The following is a 17254-nucleotide window of genomic DNA, read 5'->3' on the forward strand; positions in this document are numbered from 1 at the left end:
CTCTCTTTTTTACTCCCGCATAACAACTGCTTATTTCTATCCACAGGAATATTTCAGGCATTTTTAAACAGCGCTTTTAAAACTGCACCTTTACCGACAAAAATTTTTTTTACTGCGACATAAGCTTTATTAATAATAATTATCATTTGCAAATCACTGTCAGTTTCTGTAAAAGTAGCGCCATTTCTATGCTCAGCCGTTTCATGCGGCAATAATAATTCCTAAAGGAACCATAATGGCCAAAAAGAAGATCGCCACCTATAAAGGCTCAGCCGGTGGCTGGGGGGCGCTCGCCAGTACATCCAGGCATTTGCTGAAAAGCGAAAACCCGGTTAAAAATATCCGCAGCCTGATGCGTACTAACCAACACAAAGGTTTTGATTGCCCGGGTTGCGCCTGGGGTGATCAGAAATCTGGCCACAAAGTAAGCTTCTGTGAAAACGGCGCCAAAGCTGTTAACTGGGAAGCCACTGCTAAAAAAGTCGGGGCTGACTTTTTTGCAAAAAACACCGTGAGCTATCTGGATACTCAGACTGACTATTTTCTGGAATACCAGGGTCGCCTGACCGAACCACTTCGCTATAACAGTGAAACGGATCACTATGAGCCAATTAACTGGGACTCAGCCTTTCAGCTGATCGCACGCCACCTGAATGCTCTGGAATCTCCTGATCATGCCGAGTTTTATACCTCGGGCCGCGCCAGTAACGAAGCTGCATTCCTGTATCAGCTATTTGTCCGTAGCTACGGTACCAATAACTTCCCTGACTGCTCCAATATGTGCCACGAGGCCAGTGGTGTTGCACTCAAGGAAACCATTGGCGTAGGTAAAGGCACAGTCACAATGGATGACTTTGCTCAGGCTGATGCAATCTTCGTATTCGGTCAGAACCCTGGCACCAACCACCCGCGTATGCTGGATACTCTGCGACAGGCTTCCAAGCGTGGCGCAACTATTGTCAGCTTCAATAACCTGCGCGAACGCGGTCTGGAACGTTTTACCAATCCGCAAAAACCTATGGAAATGCTGACCAACGGTTACACCGAAATCAGTAAGCATTACTACACGCCAAAACTTGGCGGTGATATGGCTCTGGTACGCGGTATTATCAAAGCATTGCTGGAACTGGATCAGGAACGTCTGTCGATGGGCAAAAATAGCCTCCTCGATCACAACTTCCTGGCTCAGCATGCTGAAGGTGTCGACACCTACCTTGAACTGGTTAAAGCCTCTGACTGGACGGTACTTGAAGAACAGTCCGGTATTAGCCGCGAAGACATGTTCAAAGTTGCCGGTATCTACGCCCGTTCCGAACGGGTTATTTGCAGTTGGGCAATGGGTCTGACCCAGCACAAACACTCAGTAGCAATTCTGCAGGAGATCGTCAACTTGCTGCTGTTACGCGGCAATATTGGCAAACCCGGTGCAGGCGCCTGTCCGGTGCGTGGCCACAGTAATGTTCAGGGCGACCGCACCGTCGGCATCGATGAAAAAGCACCTAAGCCTCTGATCGATAAAATGGAAGCGGTATTCAAAACACCGATGCCACGGGAACGGGGCCACAATGCGATTCAGGCCGTGCAAGCTATGCTGAAAGGCGAAAGTAAGGTATTTATCGGCATGGGCGGTAACTTTGCGGCGGCCATGTCTGATACCGACGCTACCCGCCAGGCATTGCGTAACTGTAGCCTGACAGTCAACGTCAGTACTAAACTGAACCGCTGCCACCTGACACCTGGTCAGGACTCACTGATCCTGCCTTGTCTGGGCCGTACCGAGGTTGATGAAACCGTTACTGGAGAGCAACGTATCACCGTTGAAGATTCAATGTGTATGGTGCACAGCTCCGGTGGTGTATTACCGCCAGCCAGCGATCAGTTAAAATCTGAAGTTAATATTATCGCCAATATTGCCCAGAAGACACTGGGTAATCATCCGGTTGACTGGTTGCACCTGGCTGAAGATAACAACCGCATCCGTTCGCTGATCGAAGCCTGTGTTCCGGGTTTCCACGACTTCAATGAACGCCTGGAACAACCAGGTGGTTTCTATCTTGGAAATACTGCGGCACAACGCATCTGGATGACTGAGAATCGTCGTGCAAATGTAATGAGCAACCCATTACCGGAACAGCTCATTGCTGATCAGATTCAGCAGCAAACGGCACCGGAAGGCACTGAAATTTTCACCTTGCAGACACTGCGTTCGCATGATCAGTACAACACGACCGTTTATGGCTATAACGACCGTTACCGCGGTGTCAAAGGCATTCGTAAAGTTGTCTTCATGCACCAGGACGATATGGACAAGCTGGGCCTGAATACTGATCAGGAAATCACCCTGACGTCCCACTGGCACGATGGCAGCGAACGTTCTGTGAGCGGTTTTAAAGCGGTTGCCTACGATATCCCGAAAGGCAACATGGCCGCCTACTATCCGGAAACCAACCCACTGGTACCGCTGGACAGCTACGGCGACCGCAGCTTTACGCCAACCTCTAAGGCCATTGCGATCAGCCTGAAAGCTGATAACAAAAGCAATGCAATCAAGCTAGGCTAAAATACTCAGGCCCGGCTAAAAACCGGGCCTGCTTTTCAGTATCTATAGCCTCTTGCTAACACACTCTTATCTGACGAAATCTCAAACTTTTCTATTTACCCTTAATTCAAAATTATCAGCCTAAGAAAAACGACTCCCCTACCAGCCGTGATATTATGCTTTCTCGCTGCCCCTATTCTGGTAACACCAGAAAACCTTCAAGAAAGCAGAACAGATATGCAATTTTTTCAGCAACGCCGTCTTAGCAAACTTCGCCAAAGCATTCTTGACGGCGACATTATGGCTGTCAAAAAACAGCTGAAAAAACTCGCGTCAGATAACGAAGAAACACTCGTTCTGGACACTGATTCAGGGAACATATCCCCTCAGGAATTAGCGATTCGCAGCAATCAGCCACAGGTACTAGAGCACCTTCTCCAGGCTGGATTCACTGCGAATAATACTGACAGCCAACAGCAACCACTGCTATATCTGGCATTACAGCAAGAACAAAGTCTGGCGCTGATAACCGTACTATTACAGGCTGGCGCAGTGACCGAACCTGGCAACCTAAGCGGGCAACTCCCGGAAACAGCTTTACTGGCCTGCTTCAAATATCAGGTCAGCCCACTGACATTGCATATCAGCCGCCTGGCTGAACAGGGCGCTAACCTGCAGCATACTGATAAACAGGGGAATAACCTGTTACATCAGGCCCTGCAGCTGGAAGACCAGAATCTGATTCAACTGCTGATTTCCAGTGATCTGAGCATGGTAGACCTATCTCCGGAAACTTACTCCCCTGCTATATTCGCCTACGCAAAACGCTGCGCTGAAGACCTGCGGGTACGCCGCCTGATGATGGGATAACGGTGACGGGTAACTGAAACAAAAACGCCCCGGCATTTGCCAGAGCGTTATTAATAATCAGTGCCGTAGAATCACTTTTTAACAGCTGCAATCACAGATATTTCAAATAACAATTCCTGACGCGCCATACGGGCTTCAACACAGGCACGGGCTGGTGCATAACCTGTTGGTACCCATGGGTTCCAGATTTCATTCATCGCTGCAAAGTCTTTCATGTCCCGCAGATAAATAGTTGCAGACAGTATATGCTCGCGGTCACTGCCTGCCTCGATTAACAAAGCATCAACCTTATCTAAGGTTGTCTGAGTCTGCTCCTGAATACCTGCAGACGCGTCCGCCGCTACCTGACCACACAAGTAGACAGTATCGTTATGAATTACAATGCGGCTGGAGCGTTCGTTGGTACCCTGGCGTTCAATAGTCATGTGTGTTTCCGAAATCTGTGAGTTATCAGTCAAAGGACTACAGTTTACCTTCTCACCAGCGGGTTGCCAGCCTGATTATTCTAAAATTCACATGCAGAAACAAAAACGCCCCGGCGACTGCCAGGGCGTTTGCTTACGATAATAGCTATCGCTAAAGCTGTAATTTTATTGCTTTTCAGCAGCAACCACAGAGATCTCAACCAGTAATTCCGGACGCGCCATACGGGCTTCAACACATGCGCGTGCAGGTGCATGGCCAGCAGGAACCCAGGCATCCCATACTTCATTCATTGCAGCAAAGTCTTTCATATCGCGAACGTAGATAGTTGCAGACAGCATATTCTCACGATCGCTACCAGCTTGCTCCAGCAATACGTCGACTTTATCCAACATTGTCTGAGTCTGTTCTTTGATATCTGCAGAAGCATCTGCAGCTACCTGACCACACAGGTAAACAGTTCCGTTATGTTTGACGATGCGGCTCATGCGCTGCTGGGTTTCTAGGCGTTCGATAGTCATATGTCTTTCCGAAGTCTGAAGTTATCAATCAAAGCGCAATAGTTTACCTGCTAAACATTAACTTTCCAGCGCGATCACTTCAAAATTAGCGAGCAAAACAGATGATAAAACCGAACACTCAGAACAGAACAGAAAATAAGAAGGAAGAGGCGGCTGCTGTAAGACACAGCAGCCGAAATAGCAGCATTTTATGCGCTTTGCGGCAATTCCAGACGCGGCAGCTCAATTGCCGGGCATCTATCCATAATCACCTGTAAACCTGCAGCGGTGGCTTTCGCTGCCGCCGGTTCGTTAATGACACCCAGCTGCATCCAGACAGCCTTCGCATTGACTGCAATTGCTTCATCAACCGCATCACCGGCTTCAACAGAGTTGCGAAAGATATCCACCATATCAATAGGTTCATTGATATCAGACAAGCTGCCAACGACGGTCTGGCCATGAATCTCTTCGCCGACTTTATTAGGGTTAACAGGAATGACGTTGTAACCTTTAGACAGCAGGAAGTGCATCACCTGATTACTGGCACGGTGCGCTTTAGGGCTGGCACCAACCATGGCAATTGTTTTAGCACTGGTTAATACAGAACGTATTGTATCCATCACTTAAGCTTCCTTCCGGTCATGTTTTCCACAGCAAGGACACTGCGGGTCGCGTTTTAACTTCAGACTGCGCCACTCCATGTAACGCGCGTCCAATAATAATAATTTGCCTACCAGCGGAGTACCGACACTGGCCAGAACTTTCAACGCTTCCATTGCCTGGACAGAACCTATAATGCCCACCAACGGCGCCAATACGCCACTTTCAGAACAGGTCAGATTCTCATCGCTGCCTTCACGGTACAGACACCGGTAGCAAGGCGAGTCCTGCTGACGTGGATCGAATACCGCAACCTGACCTTCAAGGCGAATTGCTGATCCAGAGACTAGTGGCTTTTGGTGAGTCACACAAGCCTGATTGACACCAAAGCGGGTATCAAAATTGTCGGTACAATCTAATACCAGATCCACTTTTGCGACCCACTCGCCGAGATCTTCAGAAGTCAGGCGCTGCTCAACTGTCACTACGTCAATGTCAGGGTTAATCGACTTCAGTGTTGCCGCAGCCGAGCGGACTTTAGCGGTACCTATATCTTCAGTACCGTGCGCAATCTGACGCTGTAAATTGGTCAGTTCAACTTTATCGTCGTCGACAAGAATCAACTTACCAACACCTGCTGCAGCCAGATACATCGCTACCGGACTACCCAACCCACCGACACCTAACACCAGTACTGTTGAGTTCAGCCAGGCTTCCTGTCCGCCAATTTCCACTTCCGGCAACATAATCTGCCGGCTATATCGCAATAATTGCGCATCATCTAACATTAGAATCCTCTTCGCTGCTATAAGACCAACAGCTTACGTCCCCAGGTCATCCGGTCATTACCCGCCAGATCCTGAGCAGACGCTACTTGTGAATACCCCTGCTCCCGCAGAATTTGCTGCACGCTATCAGCCTGATCATAACCGTGTTCGAATAACAGCCAGCCTTCGTTAAATAACTGCTGCCATGCCTGTTCAGAAATTGTCCGGATATCTGCCAGCCCCTTATCCTCAGCCACTAAAGCAGAGCGCGGTTCAAATCGCACATCACCCTGTTCTAAATGGGGGTCTTCAGGATCAATATACGGCGGATTGCTCACCACCATATGCAGCTGCTCAGGTACAGGCTCCAGCCAACTGCCTTGCAGTACGGTTACATTACTAAGACCCAGAGCTTGCCGATTCTGTTCCGCTAATTCTGCAGCATCCACAACAAAATCGACGGCAAATACCTCCCAGGCAGGACGTTCTGTTGCCAGTGCCAGGGCAATAGCCCCGGTTCCGGTACCCAGATCAGCCACTCTCGCAGGAGTTGCAGACAACAGCTCCAGCGCCTTTTCGACAACACATTCCGTATCAGGACGGGGAATCAGCGTACTGGCATTTACCGCCAGATCAAAACTCCAGAAACTCCACTGGCCCAACAGATGTGCGACCGGCTCACCGGCGATACGCCGTTGTAATAATGCTTCAAATGCAACCTGCTGCTCGGCCGTCATGGCTACTTCAGGATGCATCATCAGATACGTGCGGGATTTGTCTAAGATATGGCACAACAGTAATTCGACATCCAAGCGCGGTGAATCGCTCACCGCCCTCAGGTCAACACTACCCTGCAGTGCCTGACTGATTTGCAGCATCAGTTTTCAGCTGACAGAGCACCCAGCTGTTCTGCCTGATACTCATTAACCAGTGGATCTACTACCTGACCTAACGCCCCTTCCATCACTTCTGACAACTTATAAAGTGTCAGGTTGATACGATGATCGGTAACCCGGCCCTGGGGATAGTTATAGGTACGAATTCGCTCAGAACGGTCACCGCTGCCAACCAGACTCTTACGGGTACTGGCTTGCTCTGCCGCATGCCGTTCCTGCTCAGCTGCCTGCAGTCGGGATGCCAGTAATGACATCGCTTTAGCACGGTTTTTATGCTGCGAACGCTCTTCCTGACACTCAACCACCACCCCGGTAGGGATGTGCGTCAGACGAATTGCTGAATCGGTTTTGTTAACGTGCTGACCACCTGCACCGGACGCCCGGAAGGTATCAACCCGTAAATCAGCTTTGTTGATTTCTACGGCATCAGCTTCATCCATCTCAGCCATAATCGCGACAGTACAGGCAGATGTATGAATACGTCCCTGAGACTCAGTCTCCGGGACACGCTGTACCCGGTGTGCACCGGATTCAAATTTAAGACGGGAATACACATCTTTACCGATGATACGGGTAATAATCTCTTTATAGCCGCCGTGTTCACCTTCATTGGTACTAACTACTTCCACTTTCCAGCCCTGCGTTTCAGCAAAGCGTGAATACATACGGAATAAGTCACCGGAAAAAATTGCCGCTTCATCACCACCTGTACCCGCACGTACTTCTAAAAACACATTACGCGCATCGTTCGGGTCTTTCGGCAACAGCAAAATCTGTAGCTGGTCTTCCAACGTCTCAATCTGCTGTTTAGCCTCAGCGACTTCTTCTTTAGCCATCTCACGCATATCAGGATCAGAATCATCCTGCATCAGCTGTGCCTCTTCGAGATCACCCTGTGCACCCAGATAAGACTGGAAACACTGCACAACAGGTTCAATCTCAGCGTACTCCATTGAGTAAGCCCGAAACTGATCCTGGTTACCGATAACCCCTGCGTCACCCAGCAAGGCTGCCAGCTCTTCGTAGCGATCGGCCAGTATTTCCAGTTTGGTTAAAATTGATGCTTTCATAATTAATCTTCTTGTCGTTGTTCTTCCAGCTGAAATAATTGCTGGGCGATTTCAAGCATTTCGGTTCGCCCTTCGGCGCTGGCCTGGCGCAGCTGAACCGTCGGGTGGTGTATTAGTTTATTGGTCAGGCCACGGGCCAGATTAGTCAGTACTGCTTCCGGGTCTTTACCATTAGAAAGCTGCTTAATAGCTTTCTCAAGCTCCTGCTGGCGCAGCTGATCCGCCTGATTACGTACTGCCATAACCGTACCAACCGCTTCCAGTGAGCGTAACTGACGCATAAACTCTGTGGCACCCACAGCCACAATTGCTTCAGCTTCTCTGGCAGCAGACTCGCGGCTGCGTACATTTTCTTCAATGACTTCCCGCAAATCATCAACGGTATAAAGATAAACATCATCCAGCTCTGCAACCTGCGGCTCGATATCACGTGGTACCGCAATATCCACCATAAAAATAGGCCGGTGTTTACGCTTCTTCAGCGCAGCTTCAACCGCGCCTTTACCAAGAATAGGCAATTGACTGGCGGTAGATGCAATAACAATGTCTGCATCTTCCAGAGCTTCCGGAATATCGCCCAGTAAAATTGCTTTGGCATTAAAACTTTCGGCCAGAGTTTCAGCACGTACCAGTGTCCGGTTCGCGACCGTCATATCTGTTACACCGGCTTCTTTCAGGTGCCGGGCAACCAGTTCGATCGTTTCTCCGGCACCAATAAGCAAAGCTTTACTGGTACTCAGGTCTGCAAAGATATGTTGCGCCAGACTTACCGACGCATAGGCAACAGAAACCGGGTTCTCACCTATTGCCGTATCAGTACGAACTCGCTTCGCAACAGTAAAAGTCTGCTGAAACAGACGCGAAAGCTCTGCGCCAACAACACCTACTTCCTGAGACACAGCATAGGCAGACTTCAACTGACCAAGAATCTGAGGTTCACCCAATACCAGTGAATCCAGACCACTGGCAACACGCATCATGTGCTGTGCGGCATCCTGATCCCAGTGAGCATAGCTAGCCTGCTGAAGCTCGTCTGCATCCAGTTTATGATAATCCCCCAGCCATTCCAGCAACGCACGGGTGCCTTCCAACTGAGTAGAGCAGTACAGTTCTGTACGGTTACAGGTCGACAGAATCACGGCTTCGCGAAGCTTCGCAACCTGACAAGCCTGAGCCAGCGCGTCAGCCATTTGCTCGGGCGCAAAGGCTACTTTTTCACGGACTGCGACAGAAGCTGTCTTATGATTAATTCCCAGCGCCAACAAAGCCATTGAGGAAAACGCCACCCCTGATTAAGATCGATATGAAGCTATATTTGTAGACTGCAGACACCATAGCCTGCGCAAATAAGCGCGTCATAATACACCTTATTGTTTAAAAGGTTAAAAGCCTAACAACAAACAAGAGGATTTTTCTTGATCTGAGTGCAACCCTTATACAAGTTTTGTGGTCTACTAAGCAGAAATGCACGATATAGAAGTATCCGCAGGCATGACAACTCAGTCAGGATTCATCTATAGTGAGCACAATTAACGGACTCTGCAGAACGTGTCGATAAGCCCCGTACGCTGTACCGGATGCTTAACAGGGAATCGACTGACACTCATCAGTAAGGCAATTAGATATAGTGAATACACAACTCAAAACCAGGTTCATCTCATACCGCCTGGCGGTGTCACAACTATCCGGCGCAATGCTGCGCAACTTACCAGGCAAAGCTGCCGGCACAATAGCACTGACCGGTTTACTGATCAGTGGCTGTGCCCAGCAACCAAGTCAGCCTGACAGCATACTGCAGAGCCATCAGGCAGATTTACCGGCCGTCGAATATACGCAAGGCGAACTTAACCGCGAAACGCTCTACGATCTGATCATCGCCGAACTGGCTGGCCAGGAAGAACAATACGAACTTTCGCTGGCAAACTACATCCGACAGTCCCGGCTAACCAAAGATCCGGCTATCGCCAAGCGCGCTACATATATTGCTCAGTACATCAATAAACCGCAACGCATGCTGGAAGCCGCAACGCTCTGGCAGGAAGCGGAACCTGATAACGCAGAACCTTATCAGATTGCTGCCAGCATCCTGCTACAACAGGGTGATTTTGACCATGCCTTGCCATTGCTCAATAAAGCACTGGATCACAGCAATCCACAAACCCTGCAAATGATCGCGAACAGCTCCGGCAAGCTCAGCCAGAAAGAGCGCCAGGCCTATATCGACGTACTCAGCGAAAAGAACACCACCAAAGCCAACCCAACACTACTGACGACCTTAGGTATTCTGTATAAGAGTAACAACCAGCCGGGCCCCGCGAGTAAAGCGTTTGATCAGGCTATCGAGTTATCACCTAAACATCACGGTGCATTATTTCAGAAAGCAGAGCTACTGCGTAAACAGGGTAAAGTAAAACAAGCACTTGGCTTACTTGAAGGCGTCATCGAAGGCAAACAGGCTGAACAGCAGCTACACACCTTATATATTCAACTGTTATTTCAGGATGACCAGAACGAAAAAGCCGTAAAGCAGGCCAATCTGTTACTTGAACTGCGCCGTGCCGAACCGCAACTGGGTTTCTATCTTGCGCTACTGATGCTGGAAAAAGACCTTATAGAAGACAGCGAGGCTGTTTTTAAAAAAATTCTTAACCGCTACCCGCAGAACACAACGCCTTATTACTATCTAGGACTAATTGAGCTACAGCGTGAAAACGATGCGCAAGCACTGGAATATCTGACTAAAGTAAAAGATCCGAATAATCTGCTGCCAGCCCTAAGCAGAATTTCAGACCTTCTGGATAACGCTGATAAGCGCGACCAGCTTCAGAAAATCATGCGTGAAGCCCGTAATGTAACCCCTGAGCGGGCGATTCAGATTTTCATTGTCGAAGCCGAATGGCTGGACTTGCATGATCATAAAGATGCCGCAATTAACCTGCTGGACGAAGCACTGCAACGTTACAATGACGATATTGCCCTGTTATATGCCCGGGCAATGATGATGTCTCCGCAGGATTTCAAACTAATGGAGCAGGACCTTCGCAAAGTACTGGAGCTTGACCCAAATAACAGCATGGCTATGAATGCTCTGGGTTATACGCTTACCTTATATACCGACCGTTATGTCGAAGCACTGGAACTGATCAGACAAGCCCTTGAAATCACACCTGACGATGCCGCCGTGCTGGACAGTATGGGATGGATTCTTTACAAGCTGGACAGAAATGATGAAGCTCTGCCCTTCCTGGAACGTGCATACGAAATGTTCCCTGATGCCGAAGTCGCCGGACATCTGATTCAGGTTTATTTCGCTCAGGGCCAGGTAACAGAAGCCATGAAATTACTGGAAAAAAGCCAGACGGATCATCCCGATAATCTGTTCATTCTCGAAGCAGCTGAAGCCATCGGTAAAACCGCTGCTAACTGAACATTGCTCTAACTGTTATAAGCCTGAGTAAATACTCAGGCTTTTTTATTGATGTCCAAGCTAAGTTAACGAGATATACGCCCATGCTGTTGCGCTCACTTTTTACTGCCTTACTTGCACTTACCCTGACGGCCTGTTCATCGCTGACACCTGAGCCCGAACCCGCACCTGACACAAACATCAGCTGGCAAGATCATTTAGAAACTCTGCAAGCGATTAACGCCTGGCAAGTAACCGGTAAAGCCGGTATCCGTGACAGCAAAACCCGGCACAGTGCCAGTCTGGCATGGCAGCAGCAACAGGAATTTTTCAATATTGAACTCACAGGCCCTTTAGGCCAGGGCGGCGCCCGAATCACAGGCAGTCCAAGGGGCATTGAGATTCTCGCTGCCGGTGAAGATCCGATATTCTCAACATCGCCGGAACAATTGATGCAAGAACGCCTAGGCTGGCGCTTCCCTCTGAATAACTTACCTTTCTGGATTAAAGGCCAGCCGGCTCCTGACAGCCCTTATACTCCGGTAATAGATACCAACAGGCTTAAATCTCTGCAACAAAATAACTGGCAGATTAACTACTTACGCTACACCTCCCAGGACGGTATCAGCCTGCCCAGCAAAATCGTACTTAATCAGGGGAATTTACGGATTACCCTTATAGCTAAAGAGTGGCAGATCCGGCCTCGATAAGCCCCGGTTTTGCATTGACTTTACAGCACGCTTCCTAGAAAATGTGCGCCGTTATTCAGGCCTGGTTCCTGTAAGGGTAATGTTGGGATATCGCCAAGCGGTAAGGCAACGGGTTTTGATCTCGTCATGCGGAGGTTCGAATCCTCCTATCCCAGCCATCCTTTGAGATTAATCTCAGGATGGTGAGAGCATTTCTCTGGCTAAATACAACCAACACTTCTACCTGCCTTAAAAGTCGGGTTGGGGTGTTTTTTGTGTTACGCCTGCTTACAGTGACACAGCGCCCCGTTGATTAGCAGCATAAGCTTCTGATTTGAAACAGGCAATAATGAGAGATTTCTGCAGCTGCAACACTCAACTGAGCAGCCTGCCGGGCCAAAACAACCATGAATGAATCTCTGTTAACCACTACAGCATCCGAGAAGGTAACCACCGTGCCTAAAATGATGGTCTTCACTGGCAACGCCAACCGCGAACTTGCCGAGAAAGTCGTTGAACGCCTAGATATCCCTATGGGCGAAGCTATAGTCACCAAGTTTAGTGACGGTGAAGTAAACGTCGAAATCAATGAAAACGCGCGCGGCAAAGACGTTTTCATTCTGCAGTCGACTTGCGCACCAACCAACGACAATCTGATGGAACTGATTGTCATGGCTGACGCTTTACGCCGTGGTTCAGCGACACGTATCACTGCAGTTATCCCGTATTACGGTTATGCCCGCCAGGATCGTCGCCCACGTTCTGCCCGTGTAGCAATCAGCGCAAAAGTTGTTGCTGATATGCTGGCTGGCGTTGGTATCGACCGCGTACTGACAGTAGATTTGCACGCTGACCAGATCCAGGGATTCTTCGATATCCCTGTTGATAACGTTTACGGTTCTCCGGTTCTGCTGGATGAAATCGCCCGTCAGGATTACGAAAACCCACTGGTTGTATCTCCGGATGTCGGTGGTGTGGTTCGTGCACGTGCTGTAGCAAAACAACTGAACTGCGATCTGGCGATCATCGACAAGCGTCGTGAAAAAGCCAACGAAGCTCAGGTCATGAACATCATCGGTGACGTAAAAGGTCGTACCTGCATACTGGTAGACGACATGTGCGACACCGCCGGCACGCTTTGTAAAGCAGCCAGCGCATTGAAACAAAACGGCGCAGCTAAGGTTGTTGCTTATGCAACTCACCCAGTGCTTTCCGGCCCGGCTATCGACAACATCAACAACTCCGAACTGGATGAGTTGGTCGTAACAGATACTATTCCACTGTCACCTGCTGGTGAGAAGTGTGATCGCATTCGTCAGTTAACACTGGCGCCAATGCTGGCAGAAGCGGTACGCCGTGTCTGCAATGAAGAATCTATCAGTGCTATGTTCCGTTAAGAGCACCTTAAATGCTCCGTGAGGAGCATCTAAACGGTTTTCTTAAGAACTACACAGATAAACACCCCTTCCATCAGGAAGGAACTTAGCCAACTGGCTTAACTGACTGCAAGACCTGGTCGCAAGGATTTTGCAGTTGTACTTTTTAAAGGTATTAAAATGACTGATTTCGTAATCAAAGCTGAAGCCCGTACAGACGAAGGGAAAGGTGCGAGCCGCCGCCTGCGTCACGCTGGCATGATCCCTGCCGTTGTATACGGTGGTGCTAAAAACAAGAAGCCTGCTTCTATCACTCTGGAAAACCGCGCTCTGATTAAGCAGATCGAAGATCCTTCTTTCTTCTCCTCTATCCTGACTCTGGATATCGATGGTAAAGAAGAAAAAGTAATCGTTCGTGACTTCCAGCGTCATCCAGCACGTAACTCTGTAATGCACGTTGATTTCCAGCGCATCACTAAGTCCAACAAGATCCAGATTCAGGTTCCTCTGAGCTTCACTGGTTTCGCTAAGTCTCCTGCAGGCAAGGCTTCCGGTAAATTTGCTGTTCAGCAGAACACTGTTCAGGTTCTGTGTCTTGCAGACAAACTGCCAGAGTCTCTGGAAGTTGATATGTCCGCTGTTGAAATGGGCCAGATCCTGCACCTGTCTGACATCACTATGCCTGCTGGCGTTGAGATTGTTCAGCTGCGTCGCGGTTCCGACCACGATCAGAGTATTGCTCAGACTTACTCACCACGTGGCGCAAAAGCAGCTAGCTAATTTAGCCTGCTAAAGGTATCGGCATGAAAGATCGGATACAGTTAATTGTTGGCCTGGGTAACCCCGGACAACAGTATGAACAAACCCGTCATAATGCCGGTACCGATTTTGTCGCTCAGCTCGCTGAGCGACAAATGACCCCTCTTAAGACCGAGAGTAAGTTTTACGGTCTGTATGGGAAAACGACATTGAACCAACAACCGGTTCACCTGTTAATCCCAAACACCTTTATGAACCTCAGCGGACAGGCAGTTAGCGCACTGGCTAATTTCTATAAGATTCCCGTTGAAGGCATTCTGGTTGCCCATGATGAACTCGACCTCCCTCCCGGTGTAGCCAAGCTTAAACAAGGTGGTGGACACGGTGGTCATAACGGTCTGCGAGATATCATCAGCAAACTGGGTAACAACAAAAATTTCTATCGTTTACGCTTAGGTATCGGCCATCCCGGCAGCGCCAGCCAGGTCAGCGGGTTCGTGCTCAAAAAAGCACCTTCCAGCGAACGTGACCTGACTCAGGCCGCCAGTGATGAAGCCCTGCGAGTTCTTGAACAGGCTTGTGGTGGCGACTGGTTGAAAGCGATGAACACCTTGCACTCATTCAAAGCATAAATCTTTAACTACAGGATACTGTCATGGGTTTCAAATGCGGCATTGTTGGCCTGCCTAACGTCGGCAAATCGACACTATTTAATGCTCTAACGAAAGCCGGTATTGGTGCTGAGAACTTCCCGTTCTGTACCATCGAGCCGAATGCTGGCGTAGTGCCAATGCCAGACCCACGCTTAGATGCCCTGGCAGCTATTGTTAAGCCAGAACGCGTAATGGCGACCACCATGGAATTCGTCGATATCGCTGGCCTTGTAGCTGGCGCATCCAAAGGTGAAGGCCTGGGTAACAAATTCCTGCACAACATCCGCGAAACCGATGCTATCGCACACGTCGTTCGCTGCTTTGAAGATGAAAACGTTATCCACGTTGCAAACAAAATTGATCCACTGGCTGATATTGAAATCATCAATACTGAGCTGGCATTAGCTGACCTGGAATCTGTAGAGAAACAACTACAGCGTGTTCAGAAGCTGGCAAAAGGCGGCGACAAAGAAGCCGTTAAAGCGAAAGCTCTGCTGGAAAAACTCTTGCCGCACCTTGATGAAGGCCATCCGGTTCGTGCTATGGAGCTGAGCGAAGATGAGCAGGTAACATTAAAGACCTTCCATCTGCTGACGACTAAACCAACCATGTACATTGCAAATGTTGACGAAGAAGGCTTCGAAAACAATCCACACCTGGATGCTGTACGCGAACTGGCTAAATCTGAAAACGCTGAAATCGTTGCTATCTGTAACAAGATGGAAGCAGAAATCTCCGAGCTGGATGACGAGGAACGGCTGGAATTCCTGCAGGAAATGGGCATGGAAGAACCAGGCCTGGACCGTGTTATCCGCGCGGGTTACGAATTACTTGGCCTGCAAACTTACTTCACCGCCGGTGTTAAAGAAGTACGTGCCTGGACTGTAAAAATTGGCGCAACAGCACCGGAAGGCGCGGGCGTTATCCACACAGATTTCCAAAGAGGCTTCATCAAGGCTGAAGTTGTTAGCTACGACCACTACATCGAACATAACGGTGAACAAGGCGCGAAAGATGCTGGCAAATTACGCATAGAAGGAAAAAGCTACATCATGCAAGATGGTGACGTGGTTCACTACCGCTTCAACGTCTGAAGACTTTCTGAGAAAAAGCCCTGCGCATTATCTGCCCAGGGCTTTTTTTACGTCTGAATATCCTGATAGGCACTTGCTTTAATGCTTGCGAGCCATTAAATTTCAGCCATGCCTGATGGCATCCATGTTCGCGGAAAGGGCTGCGCCCAAGCTTCACACATCCATGATTAATCCGAGATCAGCTTTGATCCAGCCTGTTATGCGGACGCAGGAATGATGCTATTTCGGAGCAATTATGTCTAAAGAACGCACGCCAGTTAAATCAAGCCAGCAGTTAACGCCCCCCGCTGCTCCCCGCAATATTTTTCACGGCAAACTCAATCTTGAGCAACAAAAGAAACGTGCTAAAGAACTGCTCAAAAAAATTCGTGATGAAGACCCCGAAGCCATTCATCGTTTCAATCAGCACCCCCGCTCAGATCAGCTATTAGATTCAATTCAACTCGGTCACTGCCAACTGATTATCGCCAGAGAAAACGGCTTTAATAGCTGGCCAGCGATGAAAACGCACATTGAGAGCCTGCAACTTAACTCCCACACACCGGATAGTAACGACACCTTACATATCCGTTGCGGACACGACATTCAGCATGGCCTTAAACTGGCAGGCTTCTGCGGTGAGTACCTGGCTTTTTTTGATCCGTTTTGTCAGGGCCCCGTCCGAGACCTACCGCTTGAACAACTCATCAGATTACGCAGCCAGTTCGCAGCAGAAACTTACTCACTGGACATTGCCGACACCACTGCACAAGCTGAGAACGCTTATGCCCCCTTACAGGCTTATCAGTCTTCACCTGATACACAAAAATGGCAAAGAATAGCTCTCTGGTTTGAACACGACAGCTATGACCAGCTTATTCTCGCATTTTTGCTGAGCTTTTTTTCACGCCACGCCCCCAACGCACCTCTGGAGCTGATCTGCGTCGATCAGATACCCGGAGTTCAGGACTTTATTGGCCTCGGACAATTATCTCCTGAGCTATTCCACTATCTTTGGGATAACCAACGCAAACCTGTCTCTCAGGCTCAGCTAACCCTGGGGGAAACTGTCTGGCAAGCGCTCTGCGCCGAAACCTCAGCTCCATTACAGCAATTATCTGCCTCAGGCACTCCGGCAATACCTTTAATGGCAAAAGCCCTGCAACGCCACCTTGCTGAGCTTCCAGACACACGAACCGGTCTGAGCTTAACCGAAACCCTTGCTCTGCAGTTACTCGACGACACAGGCCCGATAACTGTCGGTAAACTCTTCGGTGTTTACATGCGGGAACGGGAACCTCTGCCCTGGTTAGGTGATTTAATGTTCTGGGCTATTATCAGAACACTGATTGACGCCCGACAACCACTGATCAAGATTATTTCTGAAAACGCTGAATGGCCACGACAGGAAATCTGTATAACTGATATCGGCCAGCAAGTACTCAGCGGCAAACTTAATTACCTCAGCCTGATGAAATCCCCCCGATGGGTGGGAGGAATATGCATCCCGGCAGCGACTCAAAGTAACCTCTGATCAGCTTCCTAAACGGTGACAAATCAACACAAACTTTTCTCATAGAAATTTGTGATTTTTGGCCTCTAATCAGTTGACAGACATATGAAAAAAGAG

The 17254-nt window shown here is 49.0% G+C and carries 17 protein-coding genes and 1 tRNA gene; 10 read left to right on the top strand and 8 right to left on the bottom strand.

What is annotated here, in order from left to right:
* Positions 1–53: 53 nt before the first annotated feature.
* Positions 54–212, bottom strand: a complete 159-nt coding sequence (locus OCU49_RS18995; protein WP_261842122.1) for a hypothetical protein — start codon at positions 210–212, stop codon at positions 54–56.
* A gap of 23 nt (positions 213–235) precedes the next feature.
* Here OCU49_RS18995 and OCU49_RS19000 point away from each other — a divergent pair, with 23 nt between their 5' ends.
* Positions 236–2560, top strand: coding sequence for an FdhF/YdeP family oxidoreductase (locus OCU49_RS19000; RefSeq protein ID WP_261842123.1), 2325 nt, complete (start codon positions 236–238; stop codon positions 2558–2560).
* Positions 2561–2776: 216 nt separating this feature from the next.
* Positions 2777–3409, top strand: a complete 633-nt coding sequence (locus tag OCU49_RS19005) for an ankyrin repeat domain-containing protein (RefSeq protein ID WP_261842124.1) — start codon at positions 2777–2779, stop codon at positions 3407–3409.
* Positions 3410–3480: 71 nt separating this feature from the next.
* Here the strand turns inward: OCU49_RS19005 and OCU49_RS19010 are convergent, their stop codons facing one another.
* The 7 genes from OCU49_RS19010 to hemA all read right to left on the bottom strand — a co-directional run bounded on the left by OCU49_RS19010 (position 3481) and on the right by hemA (position 8939).
* Positions 3481–3834, bottom strand: a complete 354-nt coding sequence (locus tag OCU49_RS19010; RefSeq protein ID WP_261842125.1) for a RidA family protein — start codon at positions 3832–3834, stop codon at positions 3481–3483.
* A gap of 165 nt (positions 3835–3999) precedes the next feature.
* Positions 4000–4353, bottom strand: coding sequence for a RidA family protein (locus tag OCU49_RS19015; protein WP_261842126.1), 354 nt, complete (start codon positions 4351–4353; stop codon positions 4000–4002).
* Between the two features lie 188 nt (positions 4354–4541).
* The gene (locus OCU49_RS19020) at positions 4542–4955 is read right to left on the bottom strand and encodes a CoA-binding protein (RefSeq protein ID WP_376787884.1); all 414 of its coding nucleotides are present in this window, start codon (positions 4953–4955) and stop codon (positions 4542–4544) included.
* 3 nt (positions 4956–4958) lie between these two features.
* Positions 4959–5723 (bottom strand): HesA/MoeB/ThiF family protein, encoded by a 765-nt coding sequence (locus OCU49_RS19025; protein WP_261842128.1) that lies wholly within the window; start codon positions 5721–5723, stop codon positions 4959–4961.
* 17 nt (positions 5724–5740) lie between these two features.
* On the bottom strand, positions 5741–6580 hold the full coding sequence (gene prmC, locus OCU49_RS19030; protein WP_261842129.1) for a peptide chain release factor N(5)-glutamine methyltransferase: 840 nt from the start codon (positions 6578–6580) through the stop codon (positions 5741–5743).
* Positions 6580–7668 carry a peptide chain release factor 1 gene (gene prfA / locus OCU49_RS19035; protein ID WP_261842130.1) on the bottom strand — a complete coding sequence of 363 codons (1089 nt, stop codon included), beginning with the start codon at positions 7666–7668 and terminating at the stop codon, positions 6580–6582. The genes prmC and prfA overlap by 1 nt, the downstream gene beginning before the upstream one ends.
* A 2-nt stretch (positions 7669–7670) precedes the next feature.
* Entirely contained in the window at positions 7671–8939 is a 1269-nt protein-coding gene (hemA, locus tag OCU49_RS19040; protein WP_261842131.1) for a glutamyl-tRNA reductase, read from the bottom strand.
* 356 nt (positions 8940–9295) lie between these two features.
* On the opposite strand from hemA, the gene OCU49_RS19045 reads away from it, so the two are divergent.
* The 8 genes from OCU49_RS19045 to OCU49_RS19080 all read left to right on the top strand — a co-directional run bounded on the left by OCU49_RS19045 (position 9296) and on the right by OCU49_RS19080 (position 17158).
* On the top strand, positions 9296–11095 hold the full coding sequence (locus OCU49_RS19045) for a tetratricopeptide repeat protein (protein ID WP_261842132.1): 1800 nt from the start codon (positions 9296–9298) through the stop codon (positions 11093–11095).
* A gap of 83 nt (positions 11096–11178) precedes the next feature.
* Complete coding sequence (gene lolB / locus OCU49_RS19050; RefSeq protein ID WP_261842133.1) at positions 11179–11784, top strand: lipoprotein insertase outer membrane protein LolB; 606 nt, start codon at positions 11179–11181, stop codon at positions 11782–11784.
* A gap of 83 nt (positions 11785–11867) precedes the next feature.
* Positions 11868–11942, top strand: a tRNA-Gln gene (locus tag OCU49_RS19055).
* A gap of 276 nt (positions 11943–12218) precedes the next feature.
* Complete coding sequence (locus OCU49_RS19060; RefSeq protein ID WP_261845264.1) at positions 12219–13160, top strand: ribose-phosphate pyrophosphokinase; 942 nt, start codon at positions 12219–12221, stop codon at positions 13158–13160.
* Positions 13161–13319: 159 nt separating this feature from the next.
* Positions 13320–13919: a 50S ribosomal protein L25/general stress protein Ctc gene (locus OCU49_RS19065; protein ID WP_261842134.1), complete on the top strand. Its 600-nt coding sequence runs from the start codon at positions 13320–13322 to the stop codon at positions 13917–13919.
* A 23-nt stretch (positions 13920–13942) separates the two neighbouring features.
* Complete coding sequence (pth, locus tag OCU49_RS19070; RefSeq protein ID WP_261842135.1) at positions 13943–14530, top strand: aminoacyl-tRNA hydrolase; 588 nt, start codon at positions 13943–13945, stop codon at positions 14528–14530.
* A gap of 23 nt (positions 14531–14553) precedes the next feature.
* Positions 14554–15645, top strand: coding sequence for a redox-regulated ATPase YchF (gene ychF / locus OCU49_RS19075; RefSeq protein ID WP_261842136.1), 1092 nt, complete (start codon positions 14554–14556; stop codon positions 15643–15645).
* 235 nt (positions 15646–15880) lie between these two features.
* Entirely contained in the window at positions 15881–17158 is a 1278-nt protein-coding gene (locus OCU49_RS19080; RefSeq protein ID WP_261842137.1) for a DUF1835 domain-containing protein, read from the top strand.
* Positions 17159–17254: the final 96 nt, after the last annotated feature.

The sequence above is a fragment of the Aliamphritea ceti genome, assembly GCF_024347215.1.
In the GTDB taxonomy this organism is placed as follows: domain Bacteria; phylum Pseudomonadota; class Gammaproteobacteria; order Pseudomonadales; family Balneatricaceae; genus Amphritea; species Amphritea ceti.